This window comes from Marinomonas epiphytica (assembly GCF_054780655.1).
The window spans coordinates 75,221-95,220 of record NZ_BAAGVX010000033.1 but is presented as its reverse complement, the minus strand read 5'-3'; the positions used below and the strand labels follow the sequence as shown (position 1 = coordinate 95,220).

The following is a 20,000-nucleotide window of genomic DNA, read 5'->3' as shown; positions in this document are numbered from 1 at the left end:
ATTAGGAGAATTTAGAACCAGATGCGGCAATGATTATTTAAGCTTGTAAAAGTGTTTGAGGATGATATTGGAAGAGCTGAAGGAAAAAAATGCCCTCGTAGCAGAAGCTACGAGGGCATTATATTACTTAGCGAGTTCGCGGGAAATAGCGCGATGGCCAATGTCCGTACGGAAGTAGACTTTGTCCCAAGTCACTTGCTTTACAACATCATAAGCGCCAGCTTGAGCTTCGGCGACAGTGTCCCCAAGAGAAACGGCACATAGCACGCGACCACCATTGGTGACCAATTTGCCTTCTTTGATGCTGGTGCCAGCTTGGAAAACTTTCTGGTGACTTGGTAAGTCAACATCGTAGCCTGTGATCTCATCACCTTTGGCATAGCTTGCAGGATAACCGCCAGCCGCTAATACAACACCTAAGCTTGCACGAGGGTCCCAATCAGCCGAAACCTTGTCTAGCTCACCATTCACGGCAGCTAGGCACATCTTGGCAAGATCAGAGCGTAGGCGCATCATAATAGGTTGAGTTTCAGGATCGCCGAAGCGGCAGTTATATTCTAGAACCTTAGGTGTACCGTCTTGAGCCACCATCACTCCAGCGTATAAGAAACCGCGGTAACGGTTACCTTCCGCATTCATGCCTTTCACAGTTGGCATAATTACTTCATTCATAATGCGATCATGTATTTCTGGTGTTACCACAGGGGCAGGGGAGTAAGCACCCATGCCGCCAGTGTTTGGGCCTTTGTCGCCATTGTCGCGAGCCTTATGGTCTTGGCTGGTTGCCATAGGTAAGACGGTTTCGCCGTCGACCATACAGATAAAGCTGGCTTCTTCACCAAACAAAAACTCCTCAATCACTACTCGGCTACCAGCATCGCCAAAGCTATTGCCTTCTAGCATGTCTTCCACAGCAGCAATGGCTTCTTCTTCCGTTTGGGCCAGAATCACGCCTTTACCAGCCGCTAGACCATCAGCTTTTACCACAATTGGTGCGCCATGTTGCTTAATGTATTCTACGGCGGGTGGGATTTCGGTGAAATTGCCATAAAATGCCGTCGGAATATTGTGTCGAGCTAAGAAGTCTTTGGTGAAGGCCTTAGAGCCTTCAAGCTGCGCGGCTGCTTGGCTAGGGCCAAAAATAGCCAGACCTGCTTCTTCAAATGCATCCACTACACCGATCACTAGCGGAGCTTCTGGGCCAACAATCGTTAGATCGATTTGTTTTTCTTTGGCGAAAGCAACTAGGTCTGCAATATCAGTAACACCGATATCTACGTTTTCGACCTTATTTTCCATTTGCGTGCCCGCATTACCGGGTGCAACATAAACGATTTCTACATCAGCAGATTCTGCTGTTTTCCAAGCAAGGGCGTGTTCACGCCCGCCGTTACCAATAATAAGAACTTTCATGATCTGCTCATCCTTTATGGTTGAATATCTAACTTAGTGGCGGAAGTGGCGCATGCCAGTGAAGACCATCGCCATGCCAGCTTCGTCAGCCGCCGCAATAACTTCTTCGTCGCGCATTGAGCCGCCAGGCTGAATAACAGCAGAAATGCCTGCCTGAGCCGCTGCATCAATACCATCACGGAATGGGAAGAAGGCATCCGATGCCATTACCGAACCTGCTACTTCTAAATTTTCATCAGCCGCCTTGATACCAGCAATTTTAGCACTGTAAACACGGCTCATTTGGCCTGCGCCAATACCGATAGACTGGCCATCTTTGGCATACACAATGGCATTGGATTTAACAAATTTTGCGACTTTCCAAGCGAATAATAAATCGTTCAGCTCTTTTTCTGTAGGCTGGCGCTTAGAAACAACTTTAAGGTCATCCAGTGTGATGCTGCCGTCGTCGCGGTCTTGTACCAATAGGCCGCCATTAACACGTTTGTAATCAAGAGCGGCAGGCTTGTCTGCAGACCATTGGCCACATTCTAATAGGCGCACGTTTTGTTTGGCAGCGACAATTTTTGCTGCTTCAGGGCTAACGCTAGGAGCGATAATAACTTCAACAAATTGGCGATCAATAATGGCTTGCGCCGTGTCTGCGCTCAGCTCTTGGTTAAAAGCGATTATGCCACCAAATGCAGAAGTAGGGTCAGTTTGGAAGGCAAGGTCATAGGCTTCTAGCTGACTGCTTGCAGTAGCAACACCACAAGGGTTAGCGTGTTTTACAATGACACAAGCGGCTTGCTCAAAAGACTTAACACACTCAAGTGCGGCGTCAGTATCGGCGATGTTGTTATAAGATAAAGCTTTACCTTGTAACTGTTTTGCAGTGCTAATAGAGGCTTCTTGTGGGTTTGCTTCAACATAGAAAGCGGCTTTTTGATGAGGGTTCTCACCGTAGCGCATTTCTTCTTGCTTGTTGAATTGCAAGTTGAAAGTGCGAGCGAAGTCTTCACTACCGCCAGGAACTTTTTTACCCAAGAAGTTAGCGATGGCGCCGTCATAGTGAGAAGTGTGCTCAAACGCTTGTACAGCTAGGTCAAAGCGAGCATCAAAAGTAAGACCGCCTTGTGCTTGCATGGCGCTTAAAATGTTCTCGTAATGGCTTGGGTCGACAACAATCGCCACGTCTTTGTGGTTTTTTGCTGCTGAACGAACCATGGTCGGGCCACCGATGTCGATGTTTTCAATGGCCATAGGTAAGTCGCAATCAGGGCGAGCAATGGTAGCTTCAAACGGGTAAAGGTTCACGACCACCATGTCAATTTCATTGATGCCATGTTGTGACATGATTTCGCCATCAATGTCACGGCGCCCAAGAATACCACCATGTACTTTAGGGTGAAGTGTTTTGACACGCCCATCCATCATTTCAGGAAAACCTGTGTAATCCGAAACTTCTGTGGCAGCTACTTGATTGTCTACTAGTAATTTATAGGTACCGCCAGTAGAAAGAATTTCTACGCCAAGGTCGACAAGGCCTCGGGCGAAGTCAACGATGCCGGTTTTGTCCGAAACACTGATTAGGGCTCTTTTGATAGGAGTTACTGTATTTGAGTCTGCCATTTTGGTTCTCGCAATTGATTAACACTAAATTAACAAAGGGATAAAACGAAAAAAGGGCACAAAAGCCCTTTTTTATTTACAACATGCCGTACTGCTTCAGTTTTTTACGCAGCGTGCCTCGGTTCAAACCTAACAAGGTTGAGGCCTTGGTTTGATTGTCCTTGGTATAGCTCATAACGGATTCAAGTAATGGCGCTTCCACTTCAGCCAAGACCAATTGATACAAGTCGGTGACTGGTTGCCCATCGAGATGAGAGAAATAATTTTGCAACGCTTTTTCTACATTATCACGCAATGTTTGTGATTGTTCTGAAGAAGCCGCTTGAAGCGTTTGAGTAAGAGTTTGTTCTACCACAGATTGACCTTCTAGTTTAAAGCTAATCATTTATTGGTACGTAATAAATACGCACTATGTTATCAATTCACCCGCACTTAAGCGGATAAAAAAAGAATCTATTTCTTCGAGCTGTTGTTGCGCATCTTCAATGCGATTAAAACGGCTACGAAATGACGTTTTGTCTGCTAATGTCTGTAAATACCAACCTACATGTTTACGTGCAATGCGCACACCAAGATAATCCCCATAAAAGCTGTGTAGCTTATTAACGTGGCCTAACACCATCTCTTTAATCTGTTCAAAAGAAGGAGTAGGAAGGATTTCATTGGTTTGTAGGTAATGATTGATTTCGTTAAAAATCCAAGGGCGACCTTGGGCGGCACGGCCAATCATTAAACCGTCTGCCTTTGTGTAGTCCTTAACAAATTTTGCCGTTTGAGCGTCTTTAATATCACCGTTAGCAAACACCGGGATACTCAAGTTTTGTTTGATTTCGGCAATGGTATCGTATTCTACATCCCCTTTGAATTTGCACTCACGAGTACGGCCATGTACAGCTAAAGCCTGTATACCAATGTCTTCAGCCATTTTAGCCACATTAAGACCGTTTTTTTGGTCGTGACTCCAGCCAGTGCGTATTTTTAGAGTCACTGGCACATTAACGCTGTTAACAACGGACTCTAATATTTCGCGAACCAAGGCTTCGTCTTTCAACAGCGCAGAGCCTGCGGCTTTATTGCAGACTTTCTTAGCAGGGCAGCCCATATTGATATCAATAATTTGTGCCCCTAACTCCGCATTCTGTTGGGCTGCTTGAGCCATCATTTCAGGGTCACCACCTGCAATTTGTACTGAGCGAGGTGAGACTTCACTGTCATGCACTAAGCGATGACGACTTTTGCTTGAGTTCCATAAGCGAACGTCAGAGGTCACCATTTCGGATACCACTAAACCTGCGCCATGCTCACGGCAGAGACGACGAAACGGCAAATCGGTAACACCTGCCATAGGGGCAAGAATTACAGGATTATCGATTTGGTACGGTCCGATAGCAAAAGCCATGATGTTCCTGAAAACTGAATCTAATATTAAAGATCTGCGACACTGTCGAGCGGGCGTGAATGATACCTAGGCGTTTGTTGTTTTTGAAGTCTTGACAGGGTAAAAAACTGACTATTTTTTGTTCTTTTTCACTTTATCTGCAAAATAACACTCAGTAGGCTTGAGTGTTAGCCGGCAATGCCTTCAATTGATGAGTCACCGCATTAGCACCAGGGTCTTTAATGCTGATTACCACATGGATGGGGGTATTCGGTGGCATATAAGTAATGTCTAAGAAATCTTTATGTAGGTAGTTGTTTGGAGCAAATAAACGGGCCGCTACCGGTGCCCCATTAAGATCGAAAAACTCTAACGCCATGTTTGGCATCGCCTGAGAAAAAGGGCTGTTGTTAGTGATGATAGCGTTAACTAACAGTACATTGGCTTGAGAGGGGTGGCTTTGAATGCGAACATGTTGAATACTGATGGCGTTGACATCTTCGTAGGCGGGCAAAATGCAGCCAGTGTACGTACAAATGGTCCGATACAGACCGCGAAAAGTTGCGGAGTTACTACCTTGCTCAAAGAAATGCATGGTGACCTGGCCTGCTAGTAAAAGTAGGCCCGCTAAGCTTCCGGTTAGCCAAAGCCAAGTGAGGCCCTTTTTCTTAACTTTTTTAGGCTCTTCCTCTAATAAAGGGGCAAGGTTTTGCTGGGCCGACAACTGTTCAAGGGCTGAATGTTGACCCGCAGGTTTAGGTTGTTGCTCTGAAGCGGTTTGGGCAAGAGATTGCAAGGCCACCATGTAATCAGGCTGCTCTTGCTCTGTTGGTGTTTCAGCTGGTTTAGCTTTAGGCTGAACCTTAGGTTTGGCTGGGGCCGTTGAACTAATAGGTTGGCTACTGAGGGCGGCTTCCACCTCTGCTAGTTCTAACTCCCATGGGGCAGGTTCGTCATGTGCTGACGGACTGGTGGTTTTGGACGCCGAGCTATTTTTTTGTTTCTTGGGTGTTTCTTGCTGGGATGGAGAAGTTGAGAGGCTCTTCTTAGCAGGCTTGGTGTTGCTCGCAGGTTTTTTGTTATCCGCCAGTTTTGGTTCTTCATCGTCAAACAAGGTGTCAAGCCACTCTGGATTGACGGGTAAGTCAAGGTCTTCTAAGTCATCCTGCTGGAGGAACGTGGCTTTAGCGGTTGCAGCCTTTGGGGAGGTTGCAGTATGCGTGGCCTTTTTAGCAGGAGTGGGTTTAGGGTTCTGTGGGCTACTCTTTACTTCAGGTAGCTGATGATCTTGAGCAGTAAAAATATGGAAGCATTGTCCGCAGCGTACCTTCCCCTTGGCCATGCTTAGCATGTCGTCGCTCACTCTAAATGCGGTGGAACATTTTGGGCAACGGGTAATTAAGCTGGTGCTCATGGAGACAAATACTTCCTTGGTTTATTAACAGATTAAAAGTTTTTGGTGCCAACAATGCGAACCCACTCTTCGGATTCAGCGATGGACTCTAAAGAAAACCATTGTTTGTATACATCGGCTACTTCGTTTGCTTGGCTAGCCAGAATGCCTGAAAGGGCTAACTGTCCACCTGGTTTAACCAGTGCCGAAATGGTAGGTGCTAATTGAGCCAGTGGGCCGGCTAAAATATTGGCTACCACTATGTCTGCCTGAAGGTCACTTTCATAAGGAGGCAGTTTGACTTCTAAGCGGCTTGGGTCAATTTGGTTGCGATCAGCATTGGCTTGCGTCGCCTCGACTGCTTGCGGGTCAATGTCGATCCCCACCATTTGCTTTGCTCCCAGCAATAAGCCTGCAATGCCAAGAATACCAGAGCCACAACCGTAATCGATAATAGTTTTGTCTTGGCAATCTATGCTATCAAGCCACTTTAAACATAAAGCCGTGGTCGGGTGTGTTCCCGTGCCAAAGGCAAGGCCTGGGTCGAGCATTAGGGTAACGGCATTCGGTTCAGGTACTTCACGCCAGCTTGGGCAAACCCAAAGTCGTTCGCCAAACTGGATAGGATGGTATGAGTCCATCCACTCTCTTTCCCAATCTTTGTCTTCTAAAATTTCAATCTTCAGATTGATGTCATGGTCGCCTAAGGTTTCCGCACGGTGCATGACAACCGGACGAATTTTTTCGATGTCGGCATCTGCCTCAAATAGGCCAGTCACCTTGGTGTGTTGCCAAAGTGGTGTCGTATTCAGGTCTGGTTCATAAACTGGGTCGTCATAAACATCTTCGAAGGTAACGACTAAAGCACCGCATTCCAACAGGGTATCCTCAAATGAGGGAACATGGTCGGGTGAGGTGTGAATGCGTATTTGAAGCCAAGGCATAAAATGAAATCCAGCAGGTGAAAACAAGAATAGGATAGCGAAGCTTGCGAGTAGACGCGAGTAGAAATTAACAGTCCCTAGTGAAAAACTTCACTAGGGACTGTTACTTAGTGCTTATAGACCAAGTTTTTTCTCAAGGTAATGAATGTTGACACCACCTGCAATAAAGTTGGCGTCTTCTGCCAAATCTTTCTGCAGTGGGATATTACTCTTGATGCCGTCAATGAAAGTTTCGTCTAGAGCGACAGAAAGGCGCTTAAGAGCCATTGTACGGTCAGGGGCATGACAAATGATTTTGGCAATCATGGAGTCATATGTAGGTGGAACAGAGTAGCCACTGTATAGGTGTGAATCTACTCGTACGCCCATGCCGCCAGGGGCATGGAAGTAATCAACCTTACCTGGGCTTGGCATGAAGGTTTTAGGGTCTTCAGCGTTAATGCGCGCTTCAACCGCATGGCCGTTAAGCTTGATGTCTTCTTGTTTTAAAGACAGTGGTAAGCCACTCGCAATGCGTAATTGCTCTTTAACAATGTCAACGCCCGTTACCATCTCTGTTACAGGGTGCTCTACTTGAACACGGGTGTTCATTTCAATGAAGTAGAAACGGCCGTCTTCGTATAAGAATTCGAAAGTCCCTGCACCGCGGTAATTGATTTTAATACAAGCGTCCACACAAGCTTGTAGACAAGCTTGGCGAGACTCTTCGTCAAGCATTGGGGCTGGAGCTTCTTCCAACACCTTCTGATGACGGCGCTGTAATGAACAGTCACGGTCGTATAGGTGAACGGCATTACCTTGACCATCAGCAAGTACTTGTACTTCAACGTGACGAGGGTTTTGTAGGAATTTTTCCATATAAACCGTGCTGTCACCAAAGTAAGAACCTGCTTCAGATTGAGTCACACTGATCGATTTTAATAGGCTGCCTTCGTTGTGAACAACGCGCATACCACGACCACCACCACCAGCGGCAGCTTTAACGATCACAGGGAAGCCGATTTCGCGAGCCACGCGCAAACACTCTTCTGGGTCTTCTGGCACTGGGCCATTGGAACCAGGAACGGTTGGTACGCCGGCTTCTTTCATGGCGTGAATGGCAGAAACTTTGTCACCCATTAGGCGAATTGTTTCGGCACGCGGGCCAATGAAAGCAAAGCCTGAGTTTTCTACTTGTTCAGCAAAATCTGCGTTTTCTGCTAGGAAACCGTAACCTGGGTGGATCGCAGAAGTATCTGTTAATTCTGCGGCACTGATGATCGCAGGAATATTAAGATAACTTTCAGATGAAGGGTTAGGTCCGATACAAATAGATTCATCGGCTAAACGAACATGAAGTAAGTCGCGGTCAATTTTAGAATGAACCGCAACGGTTTTGATACCGAGTTCTTTACAAGCGCGCAAAATACGCAATGCAATTTCGCCTCGGTTTGCAATCAATACCTTATCTAGCATGGTGAAACCTTTGTGTTGAATTAAACGATGGTAACAAGAGGTTGATCAAACTCAACTGGCTCGCCGTCGCCAACCAAAATAGCACCTATGGTACCGGCTTTGTCAGCTTCGATCTGGTTCATCATCTTCATTGCTTCAACAATACAGATAGTGTCACCAACGTTAACTTTTTGGCCCACTTCAACAAATGGTTTCGCGCCTGGAGCAGAAGATTGGTAGAAAGTACCAACCATTGGAGAATTTACAGAGTGACCAGAAACAGCGGCTGGTGCTTCTTCTTGAGCGGCTGCTGGTGCGGCTGCAACTGGAGCAGGGGCTGCAACAGGTGCTGGTGCGGCTGCAACAGGAGCAACGGCTACTGCGCCACCACGGCTAATACGAACTGCTTCTTCACCTTCTTTAATTTCGATTTCGTAGACGTTTGATTCTTCTAAAAGCTCGATCAGTTTTTTAATTTTACGAATATCCATGATGTCTCTCTTCTGTCAGTGTAATGAGCCCTGAATCTCTGTTCAGGTCAGTGAAAATCCTTACTAGCGGCAATTGCTTTTCGTTGGCTAATTAACGAACAATGTCGTTGTGAAGGTGAAAAGCATGCAATTTTAAAAAGTAACTGTCGCTATGTATCGGGAAATTATCGGTAAAAAGCAGGATATTGTCCAGTTCTGTCGTAAAATATCCTTAATCTAAAAAAATAGATTAAAAAATAAACAGAAGTAAACATCTCTTTGGCTTGGTGATACGCAATGGTTATAACACTTGAGATAAATACGTTAATCTACTCATAATTTGTTCCTTGGTTGGCTCACCAATCAGGGATAAATCTGGTAGTTCTTGGCCTTCATTGTCTAAGAAAATGATGGACGGTGGGCCGTAGATGTTAAACTTGGTAAGGAAGTCACGGTTTGCTTGCGAGTTTGCGGTAACGTCTACTTTAATAAGTCGAACCTGTTGTAATGCTTGGCTAACATCTTGTTGACTAAATACCTCTTTTTCGAGGATCTTGCAGCTTATGCACCAGTCTGCATAAAAATCCAACATAATAGGTGCGCTGTTGTCCTGAGCAATGAGTTGGTTCAATTCACCTAACGAATTGATTTTTGCTTCAAAAAGCCCATTCGTTTCTGTCTCTTGATTCACACTGCCAACCTGTTGTGGTTGCCCTGAACCTGATTGAGGCCAACTACTTTGAGTTTGTAATATCGCGAATAAAAGGCCGGTTAGTGCAATGAACCAGCGAACAGGGTGTGATTGGCTACTAAAAATTCGGTGGAAGAAATAACTGCTGACCAGTAAAGCCAGTAGAGCCCAAATTAGATTGCCATAGAAGATAGGTAGCCAACTGCTCACCAGCCAAGCCGAAACCGCCAGCAAGCCAAACCCCATCAATTGTTTTATATCATTCAGCCATTCGCCATTTTTAGGCAGAATACGCGGCCCAAATAAGCCAACCAGTAGTAAGGGGATGCTCATACCGAGTGCCAATATAAATAACATTAGAGCACCATAGAAAGGCTCGTTTTGCGTGCTAACGAAGAGCAAAATGCCGGCTAGGGGAGCGGAAACACATGGCGATACCACAAGGGTGGAAAAAATACCGGCAACAAAACTGCCGAAACCGCTTTTCCACCAAGATTTTTCATTTTGCTCATAAGAGACGTTAGGCTGTAAAAAGCTTGGCATGTTCAGGGTGAATACTCCGAACATAAACAGCGCCAGAATGACAAACATAACCGCGCTTGTGCCAAGTACGATGGGGTTTTGTAACTGGGCTTGTAAATTGAATGAGGCTCCAAATGCCGCCACTAAAAAACCAATACCAGCATAGGTTAACGCCATGCCAAGAATGTAAAGTAGGGTATAAAACAAGGCCCTGAGCTTAGAAGCTTTGGCTCCGACTACAATAGCGCTAACAATCGGTACCATAGGCAGCACACAAGGAGTAAGGGACAGCAAAAGCCCTAAGCCAAAAACACTCGCTAGGCCAACCCACAAACTGGAGTTTGTTAAGGTGTCGAACACCAAATTGGCTTGTGAAGGCGCAATTTCTATTTGAGCAGTCTGGTTAGTGTTCGAATTGTCAGCCAAACTGTGGCTCTGGTTCTGCAACAAAGCTTGGGTTGCTGAATCTAACGCTGGTACTTGAAAACTAATGACAGCCGGCTCAGGAGGGTAGCATAGGCCACGGTCGGCGCAGCCTTGAAACATTAAAGTGGCTTCTATGTGAGTGCCTGCGGCTAAATTGATGTCGTAATAAATAGGCAGGCTTAGTTCATTTCTAAAAATAGTGACATCGCCAAAATAGGCGTCTGTGTGGCTTTCACCATCTGGAAAAGGAGCAAAGTACAGGTGTTTCGCTCCTTCTCCAGAAAGTAAAAATTGTCTTTTATATAAATAGTAACCATCGGCAATGTGAAAGTTTGCCTGAATTTGCCCTCGCTCTGGGGCAGACATGGATAGTTGAAAGGCTTGATCAACTCTTAGGAAGTCTGGTTGTTGGTCAAAGCTGGAGCCAAACGTAAATGCCTGAACTTGGCTGATAAAAGAGGATAAAATAATAATTAAAGCAAATACGCGCATGTTGTTCTTCATATCAGTTAAATAGTAGGTAGACTCTGTTCATTGGTATAAAGGTATCTTCAGATGAACAAGGCGTATAGACTAGCAATTTAGAAAAAAGTTGCTATGGCGGAGAAAGAAATTGACGAAAAAAACAATCTTTTTACTTGTTTCGGCATTTTTGCTGTCGGCATGTCAATCAAACGTGCAGCAAAATGCTCAAGGACAAAACACCAAGGAAACGGAACAGGTTGCATCCAATGAAGCAGTAGAAGTGGCTAATGAAGCTCCTGCCATTACCAAACCTCAAAGCGCGGCAAAGCCTGAGCCCCTTCAAGTTACGCTAACACCAGCACAAAAAATCACTCAGCGATTGATAGAGCAGGGCAAGTTTGCCTTGGCCAGCGACCGATTGCTCACTCCGGAAGAAGATAACGCTAACCTATATTTTCAGGCTGCTTTAGGGCGTGACCCAGGTAATTTTGATGCGATTCAAGGTATTTCAGCAATTGTTGATCGCTACACCCAATGGGCATGGCTAGCGGCCCAAGGGCGTCGCTATGGACAGGCACAGCAATACTTAGAGCAAGCCAAACTGGCGAACCCAGAAGACCCAGTAATTGCGGAAATGACCACTCGTATCAATGATTTAAAGAAGAAGCGCCAACAAGTGGCTAAGCCTAAACCTGTCGCTAAACCCAAAGAAGGACAGTATTTACTGCCTAAAAACCTGTTTAGTTTGAGTGATGAGGAAATAATTGCGAAAATGCAGCCTATTATTGATAAAGTGGCCGCCACACAAAGCGGTGTAGAAATTTATTGGCCAAAGGATAAAGAAGCGCGTTTGCTTTATCAGATTATTAATAGTCGTGTCAGTGAATTTCGGGTCCGTGGCATGACCTATTCCAGCACAAAACACATGGTTGAATTACAACAGGATTGAGGTGTAACAAATGTCTTGGTTAACAAATAAATTTAACGGTTTACGAGATAGTGTGGACCTTTCTGGCGCTTGGAAAGTCATCTTGGGTGTGTTTTTAGTGTTAGTCCTGCTTTTGAGTCTGCTAGGCATGTATTGGAGTAACACTCCAGATCAGTTTGACGTGGTAGACAAAGCCAAAGAGAAAGCGGCTGAGCAAGGTTACCTTAATAACAGCAAAAAGCTCGTGGTGGGGTACACCACAGCCAGCACGTTACATACGTTAGTGGAAACCTTGCTTGATAAACCCGGTGGCTTTATAAGCAATGATCTTATGCCGCCTGGGATATTTATGGACAACATGCCAGCTTGGGAGTTTGGAGTGCTAGTACAAACACGTGACCTAGCTCGCGCCTTGCGTAAGGAATTTAGCCGCTCTCAATCACAGTCCACAGAAGATGTGAATCTAAAAGTGGCAGAACCGCAATTTAACTTTGATGCCACCAGTTGGGCGCTTCCTTCTAGTGAAAGCGAATACCGTCGTGGTAACAAGGAGCTATTAGCTTATCTAGACCGTTTAACCGAAAGCGGTTCAAACAAAGCTCAGTTTTATGCCCGAGCGGATAACTTATCGGACTGGTTATCGGATGTGAATACTCGCCTTGGTAGCCTGTCACAACGTTTATCGGCCAGTGTCGCCAATGTTCGTGAAAACACTGATCTAGCTGGAGACAGCAGTGCTCGTCAATCGAGCGACGCCGGCTCATTTCAATATGTGAAAACACCTTGGTCTAAGATCGATGACGTATTTTACGAAGCGCGAGGCACCAGCTGGGCATTGATTCACATTCTTAGAGCCATTGAAGTAGACTTTGTGTTTACCTTGCAGGACAAGAACGCTCTAGTGAGCTTGCGCCAAATTATCCGAGAACTAGAAGCTACCCAGACTACCGTGTGGTCGCCTATGATTCTTAATGGCAGCGGCTTTGGTGTACTGGCTAACCATTCATTGGTGATGGCGTCTTATGTTTCTCGTGCTAACGCTGCCATTATTGATTTACGTCGCCTGTTAGAACAAGGCTAACCTTGACACGAAAACGTGTAAGCAGGTTACATGCAAAAACGCAAAGAATGGCAAATACGTGATGCAGAGCTAGAAGATGCGCCAGCCATTCTAGCCATTTTAAACCAAGCCTTTAGTAAGCAAGGCCAAGCGCCTTGTTTTGGCTTGCTCGACGTTTGTGAATGGCTAGAAAGTACCTCGCAACAGCAGCCTTTCCTCGTGGTTGAAAACCGCCAAGAAGTCATTGCGTGGTGCAGCCTGCAAGCGTTTTATGGCTTACCTGCCTTTGACCAAGCACTAGAAATAAGCCTATACGTTGAAAACCAACACCAAGGCCTCGGTCTGGGAGGCGCCTTACTTAGGCACATTGAAATACGAGCCAAACACATTAGCTTTACCCACCTGATTGCCCATATTTACAGCGGCAACCAAAACAGCAGAAACTTCTTTGAAAAACACCAATTTAGCCAATGGGGCAAACTACCCAACATCGCCCAACCTAACCCACAGCAAACCAAACAAGACCTATATATCCTCGGAAAAGAATATAACCATCAATAACAAGTAGGGGGCGTTAGGCCGAAGGCCGTAATGCACCGCTGGGAACGCAGTTCCCATAAAGTATACGAATACGTAAGCACCCGCCGTTTGGCCTATATACACATGGCTGTCTTGTTAAAATCGCCACCATTTGAAAATGGCATTCCTCCTCGAAACTCCCGCCTACCTCGTTGGAATGCCATATTTCAAATACCTAAATATGTCTGTTGTTTCAAATACCTAAATACGTCTGTTGTTTCAAATACCTAAACACACCTGTTGATTCAAATATACAAACCGTAGGGGGCGTTAGGCCGAAGGCCGTAATGCACCGCTGGGAACGCAGTTCCCATAGAGTAAACAAACTCGTCAGCTCCCGCCAATAGGCCCTTGTAAACATGGATGTCTTGTTAAAATTGCCACCATTTGAAAATGGCATTCCACCTCGAAACCCCCGCCTACCTCGTTGGAATGCCATATTTCAAATACCTAAATATGTCTGTTGTTTCAAATACCTAAATACGTCTGTTGTTTCAAATACCTAAACACGCCTGTTGTTTCAAATACCTAAACACACCTGTTGATTCAAATATACAAACCGTAGGGGGCGTTAGGCCGAAGGCCGTAATGCACCGCTGGGAACGCAGTTCCCATAGAGTAAACAAACTCGTCAGCTCCCGCCAATAGGCCCTTGTAAACATGGCTGTCTTGTTAAAATCGCCACCATTTGAAAATGGCATTCCTCCTCGAAACTCCCGCCTACCTCGTTGGAATGCCATATTTTAAATACCTAAACACGCCTGTTGTTTCAAATATACGAATACATCAATACCCTCCGTTGTGCCCTCCTAAACATTCCTGACAGTACGCTGTCAGGAGGCAGTAAATATAATTGCTTACTCATCTCAATTTAAACCCACAACATGTCCGGAGACGCTATGAACTTTAAAAAACGCACACTTATTTTAACCAGTATTTTTCTATCACTTGCGACTATAAACATGAATGTAAATGCAGAGGGAGTAGCAATAGAATGGGCGCCTTTTGTAAAAGTCTCTGGTGTAACGGATGACCAGTTAGTCACAAGTGCAAATGCGGTTAATGATGGTTTTCTTATTAATCAAAAAGGCTTTATAAAACGTGAGCTCATCAAGAAAAATGATGATGAGTACGCGGATGTGATTTATTGGAAAACACAGTCTGATGCCGCTGCTGCAGGAGAAAAAGTGAATACCTGTGCTAAGTGCAGTGATTATTTTAAGTTAATGGATATGCAAAAAGTTACGGGCGAAGGCTTTGCGTATTATATTATAATCAAGAGCTGGAATCGTTAAAGGTATGGGGATGAGGTTACGAGACTTAAAAGGCTTTGGGCCTAAAAGTGAGGAAATACTGGCTCAGGTTGATATACATTCAGTTGAAGAGTTCATGGCTTCTGACCCCTATCGTTTATATCAAGAGCTAAAGAATAAAGTTAAAGGAACGGGGCTGAATTCTATTTATGCCATTATCGGTGCGCAAGAAGGGGCTCACTGGCAAGAAATAGCTAGAACCAGAAAGACGGAAATATTACTTCGGCTTGATGATATGGGCTTAGCACCGAAATAAAAAACGGCTAACAAATACATGCATTTTGTCTACAAATGTATGTATTTGCTTTTTCCTTGAAAGATGCAGGCAAGGGCAGTTGAATTACACCTCACTGTGAAATAGGTATCTTTAAATTCTCATTTATCAAGATCAATGACCAACCTGATACAAATAGGCAATAAAGCGAGATGATATCGCCTTCTTATTTTTCATTATGAGCTTACTATGCTTGGTAGCATTTAAAGAGTGGTGATTCAGAGTAGTGTTACTCTGGATTGCCAAGTTTTTTTAATTTATACCAAGGGTGTCTCTGGTTATGTCTCTTTCTACAATTCTTATTACTGGCGCTAATTCTGGGCTTGGGTTCGAGTCAGCGCGACAGCTTGCCCTTCGTGAGGGTGTTTCTAAAATCATTCTTGCATGTCGTGATGAGGCGAAAGCTCAAGCGGCGCTTCAACAGCTTAAAAAGCTAACCGGCAAAGACATTTTTGACACTTTGCTAATAGATGTAAGTGATTTAAGTTCTTGCAGAAAAGCGGCTACAGAGCTTAATACTAAGGTAGATGGCATTGTTCTAAATGCGGGTGGTGGCGGTGGTGATGAGCCTATTAAAGTCACTAAAGATGGCGTTATGACAGTGTTTGGAATTAATGTCTTAGGTCACGTTCTTTTCACCGATCTTCTTATAGATAATGGCAAGTTATCTCAAACAGGCTCAGTTATGTATGTCGCTAGCTTTGCAGCCCGTGGCGCTCCTGAGCTTCGAGCCCCCAAGCCACCTATTACTGAGGGTTCAGTTGATGAATGGATGTCTGTAGCTAACGGCTCTAAGTTTACTGCAAAGACCCCTTACACCGACACATACGGAGCAACAAAACTGATGGGAGCGCTTTGGACCATGAGCATGGCGAGGAAGCACCCAGCGATGCGGTTCATCACCATTGACCCTGGTATGGCACGAGGTACCTCTGGTTCATCTTCTTTGCCTTTTGGTCAGAGGCTGCTTGTGGAAACCGTGATGTGGATTATGCAAACCCTAGGAAAAGCGCATTCTGTGGATGTGGGGGCTAAGCGGTATGTCGATGTTTTGCTGGATGCTAAAACATTCAAAACAGGTATTTGGTGGGGCAGCAAAAAAGGGCTTACAGGAGAGTTGGCAGATCAGGCTACACATTGGCCTGAAATTATTGGCGACAAAAAAGTTCAAGATAACGCCAACCTTGCCATTCATCACTTTCTTTAGGGGATTGGCTAAGTGACTTCTTAAGCCAATACTGTGGTGAAATGAATAGGTTTATCAAAGCTTCATACCATGTATAATAATCATTCTTATTAATTATGATGCTTGTTGGAGGGTACATGGAGCTTAATGTCTATTTAATTTGCGGGCGCGGTGAAAAGGGCGACAAATTCCAGCTTGGCCAAGTGTTTGATGAAACCGGTAACTACTTTCAAGGTGAATACGACCCAACAACACAGTTCAGCAGTATGGACGAATTGCAAGAAGTACTAGCCAACATGGTGAAGGTAGAGAAGCAAGCTCTCACGATTAACCAAATCAACCTATAGCGATTAGAACCTCATAGCATCCTCCGTGAGGTATTTTAAATGCCTCACTTCTGTAGGCGGCGTTAGGCCGAAGGCCGTAATGCACCGCTGGGAACGCAGTTCCCATAAAGTATACGAACACGCCAGCTCCCGCCAATAGGCCTTTGTAAACATGGCTGTCTTGTTAAAACTGCCATATTTCAAATACCTAAACACTCCTGTAGTTTCAAATATACAAACCGTAGGGGGCGTTAGGCCGAAGGCCGTAATGCACCGTTGGGAACGCAGTTCCCATAAAGTGTACGAACGTGCCAGCTCCCGCCAATTGGCCTTTATAAGCATGGCTGTCTTTTTGAATGCTTGTTAAGTTGAATGCTTGTTAATTGCCTTCAGGAAATTTTTGCTTTTGGTGTAAAACTCGAAGAATGTAAATTATTTCGTGACTTATGGCATATGAAACGACCATTGAAATCTCTGGGATTATTAACAACCTGCCCGGAATGCCTTCTCTCTCGACCCCCATTAGAGGTTGCTGAGTTAAGTTTTCGACTTTTTTCTCAATTATTTTGTCCGTTTTTTCTGCCGCTAATGGATTAAACTCGTATAAAAACTCGAATATCGCCTCACGGTCGTCCAGCGAACTTTTTTCCCAAACGATCATCTTTGTGCTTTATTTCTGATTTTCATTTTTCGAGCTTCCATATCCAATTTGGCATCCTCATGGCTGACAAACTCTCCCTGATCATTTTCTAATTTGCTAAACGCGGCGTTAACCTCTTCGGAAAGCCATTGATCATGCGTAAATATTTTACGTTGCTGTTCAGCAAGCTCTTCAGTGAGCTCTCTACAAGCGTCACTTAAAGTGCGACCTTGGCTTTCAGCCATTAACTGAGCCAAGCGTTTAGTTTCTTCATCCACTCTAAATTGAATGCGTGTATCCATGGGAAGCTCCTTATATGTGTGCTCACAAATGTTAGCACGCATATTGAATTTACGACAACTAACAAACTGGTTAACCCTCGTAGGGGGCCGTAATGCACCGTTGGGAACGCAGTTCCCATAACGTATACGAACACGTCAGCTCCCGCCGATTGTCCTTCCTAAACATGGCTGTCTTGTTAGAATTGCCACTATTTAAAAATGGCATTCCTCCTCGAAACTCCCGCCTACCTCGTTGAAATGCCATATTTCAAATACCTAAACACGCCTGTTGTTTCAAATATACAAACCGTAGGGGGCCGTTAGGCCGAAGGCCGTAATGCACCGCTGGGAACGCAGTTCCCATAAAGTGTACGAACACGCCAGCTCCCGCCAATAGGCTCTTGTAAGCATGGCTGTCTAAACGAGAGTTAAAATGGGTTGGCGTAAGCTTAAATTTACTCTGACCCCAATTATCTTACTAATGGCATGTGGCTCCAAAATGTAAAGGCTCGCTGTGGTGGCGAGTTAAACTTTCAGGTATTGTTTGTTTTTAGGGTTTGGTGTTTTATCGATTTTTCATATAACAAGCAATTAAACAGGGACAAATATTCGTTGGCTTTGTTCGCTGCGCTCCAATTATAGCCAACGTTATTTGCCCATTAATTGGGCGTTAACTGTAATAGGAGGTTCGGTGACAAATTTATTCGAACAAATAGCGGAGCTTAGCCCATTGTTCAAATGGTTTTTTCTAATCATTGCATTAGCTCCATTGCTAAGGATATTTGTCAGTCATTTGACAAGCAAACATACTATTAGTCAAAAGAATCTCGAACTGCTCCTTTCCGCTTACAATAATGGAAAGGTTAATCCATGTGAAAAGTTCGTAGTAGAGAACTTAATATCAGGTTTTTATAAGCGTTCGTTTACCTACCCAACTATAGATGCTTTGTTTAAAAGCACATCACCTAAACGAAGCTTTGAACTGTATCGTCATGTTGCACCTTATGTGGTATTAACTGACAGAAAGCTTCCGTTTCATATGAAAAAGAAATACGCGACTGTCAACTTGCTCGGTTTCCGTTTAGGTTATTGGGTTTCCATCAGAGAGTTCTTTTATTATGTTATGAGTAGTTCTACATCAGTACTCATATTTGGCTACTCGATAAAACTGTTGCTAAATTCACCAGAAGGTATAGAACAACAGTCAATCTTGGCGCTGAAAGTATTTGTTCTTTGCTTGTTTGCCATAATCCTATTGATGCTTGGTGTGTATTTTTTAAAACAGCAGGGAAAGATAAGGGAAGCTAAAGCGTTTTTAAAATTACAGTTAACAAAGCGTTCAAGAGGGATTCTCAACGCTTAGCATTTTCGGTCTAATTTAAATGAAGTGTTTAAAATAAATGGGGTCAGAGTAAAATTAAGTTAAACGAGAGTTAAAATGGGTTGGCGTAAGCTTAAATTTACTCTGACCCCAATTATCCTGACCCCAATTATCCGTTAAAGAAACAGTGCCCAGGCTTGCTGCTAGGTTAAAGGAGTCAGGCTTTGTTTTAAACCCAGATAAAGTAGCCCACGCTTCGAGTTAGTTGGGGTATAACAAAGCAATCAAGGCGGACATAAAAAGCTTGGCTTGTGCTCGTTCCTCGAAAAATTTTAGCCAAGCCTTTTATGCCGCTTATTGCGGCGTTGGTACTTATGGAGTTTTAGTTAAAGTGACGAAGTTTGATTATTCTAAGTTTGGTTTTGAACGAGAAGAATATGAAGTGGCTGATTTTAGGAAGAAGTTTGATCCTATTCAAACCCCTTCAGAACTATCGTTGAACATACAAAAAGTGGTTGATCAAATTTTGTCGCAGTGCGCCGATTGTGATTGGCAAGAAGACTTACTTACGTTCAAGGTAATTGAAGCACTCCGAAATGTTATGGCAGAGTATAAATTGCCTAATGTTGAAAGTCCCTTCGAAGGTGCAAAGTTTGACTTTGAAGCTTACAAATTAACTGGAAAAGCAGAGCAAACACATGGAGACATTGCAGTTATTATAACGCGTCTGTTTCCAGGCAAGACTAAGCCAATTTCTGGTGTTGCATTTTATGAAGCTAAGGCGTCAGGATCGGATTATTATGAGAGATGGTCATTTCCTGCTTTTTGCGTACAACAACTACGGCGCTTAGTTTCAAATACGCCAAAGTTAACCTACCTGTTCTACAACAAACAGAGTAGACAATACAATAGTACCCGTTGGCCCGGAGCACCTGAAGATAGAGAAAGAAACATTTATACTGGTCCGCAAGCGAATGCTATTACAGTTGATGCTAACTTTCTCAAGCAATACCGGGACGTTAACTCTGCTCTATCTAATGTGGGTGAATGTTTTGGTTCTCATTTTGTAGAAAGGATTCTTTCTGGAAGGGACTTAGATTATTCTCGAAATGTCGATGAAACTATTCGACGGTGGTTGAAAGTTACTCGACGTGCCTCACCATTAATTATCTCCGTTTCAGTTTACGAGGACATAGCTCAAACGTTTAGTACTCAACTAGAACTTCCTGGCTTAGAAAAGGTTTCCTTTCCTGAGATTGGGACGTGATTCCTTTCGGCACATACATAACAATCCGCTTATAGTAGGCGTTAGCTTTCTTTTTATTGTCTTTTATGTCAATCTTCC

General features: G+C 44.3%; 20 protein-coding genes. 9 read left to right on the top strand and 11 right to left on the bottom strand.

Annotation, left to right across the window (positions count from 1 at the left end; translation table 11 throughout):
• Positions 1-123: 123 nt before the first annotated feature.
• The 9 genes from purD to dsbD form a co-directional block, all read right to left on the bottom strand.
• Positions 124-1,413, bottom strand: a complete 1,290-nt coding sequence (purD, locus tag ACYVGZ_RS10710; RefSeq protein ID WP_460755138.1) for a phosphoribosylamine--glycine ligase — start codon at positions 1,411-1,413, stop codon at positions 124-126.
• Positions 1,414-1,446: 33 nt separating this feature from the next.
• Entirely contained in the window at positions 1,447-3,024 is a 1,578-nt protein-coding gene (gene purH / locus ACYVGZ_RS10705; protein ID WP_460755135.1) for a bifunctional phosphoribosylaminoimidazolecarboxamide formyltransferase/IMP cyclohydrolase, read from the bottom strand.
• A 76-nt stretch (positions 3,025-3,100) separates the two neighbouring features.
• Positions 3,101-3,409, bottom strand: a complete 309-nt coding sequence (gene fis, locus ACYVGZ_RS10700; RefSeq protein WP_460755132.1) for a DNA-binding transcriptional regulator Fis — start codon at positions 3,407-3,409, stop codon at positions 3,101-3,103.
• A 24-nt stretch (positions 3,410-3,433) separates the two neighbouring features.
• A complete protein-coding gene (gene dusB, locus ACYVGZ_RS10695) occupies positions 3,434-4,423 on the bottom strand; it encodes a tRNA dihydrouridine synthase DusB (protein ID WP_460755129.1) in 990 nt (329 codons plus the stop codon).
• 151 nt (positions 4,424-4,574) lie between these two features.
• Positions 4,575-5,816, bottom strand: a complete 1,242-nt coding sequence (locus ACYVGZ_RS10690) for a zinc-ribbon and DUF3426 domain-containing protein (protein ID WP_460755127.1) — start codon at positions 5,814-5,816, stop codon at positions 4,575-4,577.
• 32 nt (positions 5,817-5,848) lie between these two features.
• A complete protein-coding gene (gene prmA / locus ACYVGZ_RS10685) occupies positions 5,849-6,739 on the bottom strand; it encodes a 50S ribosomal protein L11 methyltransferase (protein ID WP_460755124.1) in 891 nt (296 codons plus the stop codon).
• Positions 6,740-6,853: 114 nt separating this feature from the next.
• Complete coding sequence (accC, locus tag ACYVGZ_RS10680; protein ID WP_460755121.1) at positions 6,854-8,194, bottom strand: acetyl-CoA carboxylase biotin carboxylase subunit; 1,341 nt, start codon at positions 8,192-8,194, stop codon at positions 6,854-6,856.
• A 20-nt stretch (positions 8,195-8,214) separates the two neighbouring features.
• Positions 8,215-8,664, bottom strand: a complete 450-nt coding sequence (gene accB / locus ACYVGZ_RS10675; RefSeq protein WP_460755118.1) for an acetyl-CoA carboxylase biotin carboxyl carrier protein — start codon at positions 8,662-8,664, stop codon at positions 8,215-8,217.
• Between the two features lie 280 nt (positions 8,665-8,944).
• The gene (dsbD, locus tag ACYVGZ_RS10670) at positions 8,945-10,774 is read right to left on the bottom strand and encodes a protein-disulfide reductase DsbD (protein ID WP_460755116.1); all 1,830 of its coding nucleotides are present in this window, start codon (positions 10,772-10,774) and stop codon (positions 8,945-8,947) included.
• 121 nt (positions 10,775-10,895) lie between these two features.
• Here dsbD and ACYVGZ_RS10665 point away from each other — a divergent pair, with 121 nt between their 5' ends.
• The 7 genes from ACYVGZ_RS10665 to ACYVGZ_RS10635 all read left to right on the top strand — a co-directional run bounded on the left by ACYVGZ_RS10665 (position 10,896) and on the right by ACYVGZ_RS10635 (position 16,434).
• On the top strand, positions 10,896-11,696 hold the full coding sequence (locus ACYVGZ_RS10665; RefSeq protein WP_460755113.1) for a hypothetical protein: 801 nt from the start codon (positions 10,896-10,898) through the stop codon (positions 11,694-11,696).
• A 10-nt stretch (positions 11,697-11,706) separates the two neighbouring features.
• A complete protein-coding gene (locus ACYVGZ_RS10660) occupies positions 11,707-12,756 on the top strand; it encodes a DUF2333 family protein (RefSeq protein ID WP_460755111.1) in 1,050 nt (349 codons plus the stop codon).
• Between the two features lie 30 nt (positions 12,757-12,786).
• Positions 12,787-13,296 carry a GNAT family N-acetyltransferase gene (locus tag ACYVGZ_RS10655; RefSeq protein ID WP_460755109.1) on the top strand — a complete coding sequence of 170 codons (510 nt, stop codon included), beginning with the start codon at positions 12,787-12,789 and terminating at the stop codon, positions 13,294-13,296.
• A 917-nt stretch (positions 13,297-14,213) separates the two neighbouring features.
• Positions 14,214-14,609 carry a hypothetical protein gene (locus tag ACYVGZ_RS10650; protein WP_460755106.1) on the top strand — a complete coding sequence of 132 codons (396 nt, stop codon included), beginning with the start codon at positions 14,214-14,216 and terminating at the stop codon, positions 14,607-14,609.
• 4 nt (positions 14,610-14,613) lie between these two features.
• The gene (locus tag ACYVGZ_RS10645) at positions 14,614-14,883 is read left to right on the top strand and encodes a TfoX/Sxy family DNA transformation protein (RefSeq protein ID WP_460755103.1); all 270 of its coding nucleotides are present in this window, start codon (positions 14,614-14,616) and stop codon (positions 14,881-14,883) included.
• A 298-nt stretch (positions 14,884-15,181) separates the two neighbouring features.
• The gene (locus ACYVGZ_RS10640) at positions 15,182-16,108 is read left to right on the top strand and encodes an SDR family NAD(P)-dependent oxidoreductase (RefSeq protein WP_460755100.1); all 927 of its coding nucleotides are present in this window, start codon (positions 15,182-15,184) and stop codon (positions 16,106-16,108) included.
• Between the two features lie 116 nt (positions 16,109-16,224).
• Positions 16,225-16,434: a hypothetical protein gene (locus ACYVGZ_RS10635; RefSeq protein ID WP_460755097.1), complete on the top strand. Its 210-nt coding sequence runs from the start codon at positions 16,225-16,227 to the stop codon at positions 16,432-16,434.
• Positions 16,435-16,792: 358 nt separating this feature from the next.
• Here ACYVGZ_RS10635 and ACYVGZ_RS10630 read toward each other — a convergent pair whose 3' ends face one another.
• Both ACYVGZ_RS10630 and ACYVGZ_RS10625 read right to left on the bottom strand, forming a co-directional pair.
• Positions 16,793-17,074 (bottom strand): type II toxin-antitoxin system RelE/ParE family toxin, encoded by a 282-nt coding sequence (locus tag ACYVGZ_RS10630; RefSeq protein WP_460755094.1) that lies wholly within the window; start codon positions 17,072-17,074, stop codon positions 16,793-16,795.
• Positions 17,071-17,355, bottom strand: coding sequence for a type II toxin-antitoxin system TacA family antitoxin (locus ACYVGZ_RS10625; RefSeq protein ID WP_460755092.1), 285 nt, complete (start codon positions 17,353-17,355; stop codon positions 17,071-17,073). The genes ACYVGZ_RS10630 and ACYVGZ_RS10625 overlap by 4 nt, the downstream gene beginning before the upstream one ends.
• A gap of 670 nt (positions 17,356-18,025) precedes the next feature.
• Here ACYVGZ_RS10625 and ACYVGZ_RS10620 point away from each other — a divergent pair.
• Positions 18,026-18,697, top strand: coding sequence for a hypothetical protein (locus ACYVGZ_RS10620; protein ID WP_460755089.1), 672 nt, complete (start codon positions 18,026-18,028; stop codon positions 18,695-18,697).
• Positions 18,698-18,920: 223 nt separating this feature from the next.
• Positions 18,921-19,922 carry a hypothetical protein gene (locus ACYVGZ_RS10615; RefSeq protein WP_460755086.1) on the top strand — a complete coding sequence of 334 codons (1,002 nt, stop codon included), beginning with the start codon at positions 18,921-18,923 and terminating at the stop codon, positions 19,920-19,922.
• The last annotated feature ends 78 nt before the right edge of the window (positions 19,923-20,000 follow it).

Excerpts from the sequence above, each read along its gene's own strand:
- purD (WP_460755138.1), bottom strand. The coding sequence starts at position 1,413 with ATGAAAGTTCTTATTATTGGTAACGGCGGGCGTGAACACGCCCTTGCT.
- purH (WP_460755135.1), bottom strand. The coding sequence starts at position 3,024 with ATGGCAGACTCAAATACAGTAACTCCTATCAAAAGAGCCCTAATCAGT.
- fis (WP_460755132.1), bottom strand. The coding sequence starts at position 3,409 with ATGATTAGCTTTAAACTAGAAGGTCAATCTGTGGTAGAACAAACTCTT.
- dusB (WP_460755129.1), bottom strand. The coding sequence starts at position 4,423 with ATGGCTTTTGCTATCGGACCGTACCAAATCGATAATCCTGTAATTCTT.
- ACYVGZ_RS10690 (WP_460755127.1), bottom strand. The coding sequence starts at position 5,816 with ATGAGCACCAGCTTAATTACCCGTTGCCCAAAATGTTCCACCGCATTT.
- prmA (WP_460755124.1), bottom strand. The coding sequence starts at position 6,739 with ATGCCTTGGCTTCAAATACGCATTCACACCTCACCCGACCATGTTCCC.
- accC (WP_460755121.1), bottom strand. The coding sequence starts at position 8,194 with ATGCTAGATAAGGTATTGATTGCAAACCGAGGCGAAATTGCATTGCGT.
- accB (WP_460755118.1), bottom strand. The coding sequence starts at position 8,664 with ATGGATATTCGTAAAATTAAAAAACTGATCGAGCTTTTAGAAGAATCA.
- dsbD (WP_460755116.1), bottom strand. The coding sequence starts at position 10,774 with ATGCGCGTATTTGCTTTAATTATTATTTTATCCTCTTTTATCAGCCAA.
- ACYVGZ_RS10660 (WP_460755111.1), top strand. The coding sequence starts at position 11,707 with ATGTCTTGGTTAACAAATAAATTTAACGGTTTACGAGATAGTGTGGAC.
- ACYVGZ_RS10655 (WP_460755109.1), top strand. The coding sequence starts at position 12,787 with ATGCAAAAACGCAAAGAATGGCAAATACGTGATGCAGAGCTAGAAGAT.
- ACYVGZ_RS10650 (WP_460755106.1), top strand. The coding sequence starts at position 14,214 with ATGAACTTTAAAAAACGCACACTTATTTTAACCAGTATTTTTCTATCA.
- ACYVGZ_RS10645 (WP_460755103.1), top strand. The coding sequence starts at position 14,614 with ATGGGGATGAGGTTACGAGACTTAAAAGGCTTTGGGCCTAAAAGTGAG.
- ACYVGZ_RS10640 (WP_460755100.1), top strand. The coding sequence starts at position 15,182 with ATGTCTCTTTCTACAATTCTTATTACTGGCGCTAATTCTGGGCTTGGG.
- ACYVGZ_RS10635 (WP_460755097.1), top strand. The coding sequence starts at position 16,225 with ATGGAGCTTAATGTCTATTTAATTTGCGGGCGCGGTGAAAAGGGCGAC.
- ACYVGZ_RS10630 (WP_460755094.1), bottom strand. The coding sequence starts at position 17,074 with ATGATCGTTTGGGAAAAAAGTTCGCTGGACGACCGTGAGGCGATATTC.
- ACYVGZ_RS10625 (WP_460755092.1), bottom strand. The coding sequence starts at position 17,355 with ATGGATACACGCATTCAATTTAGAGTGGATGAAGAAACTAAACGCTTG.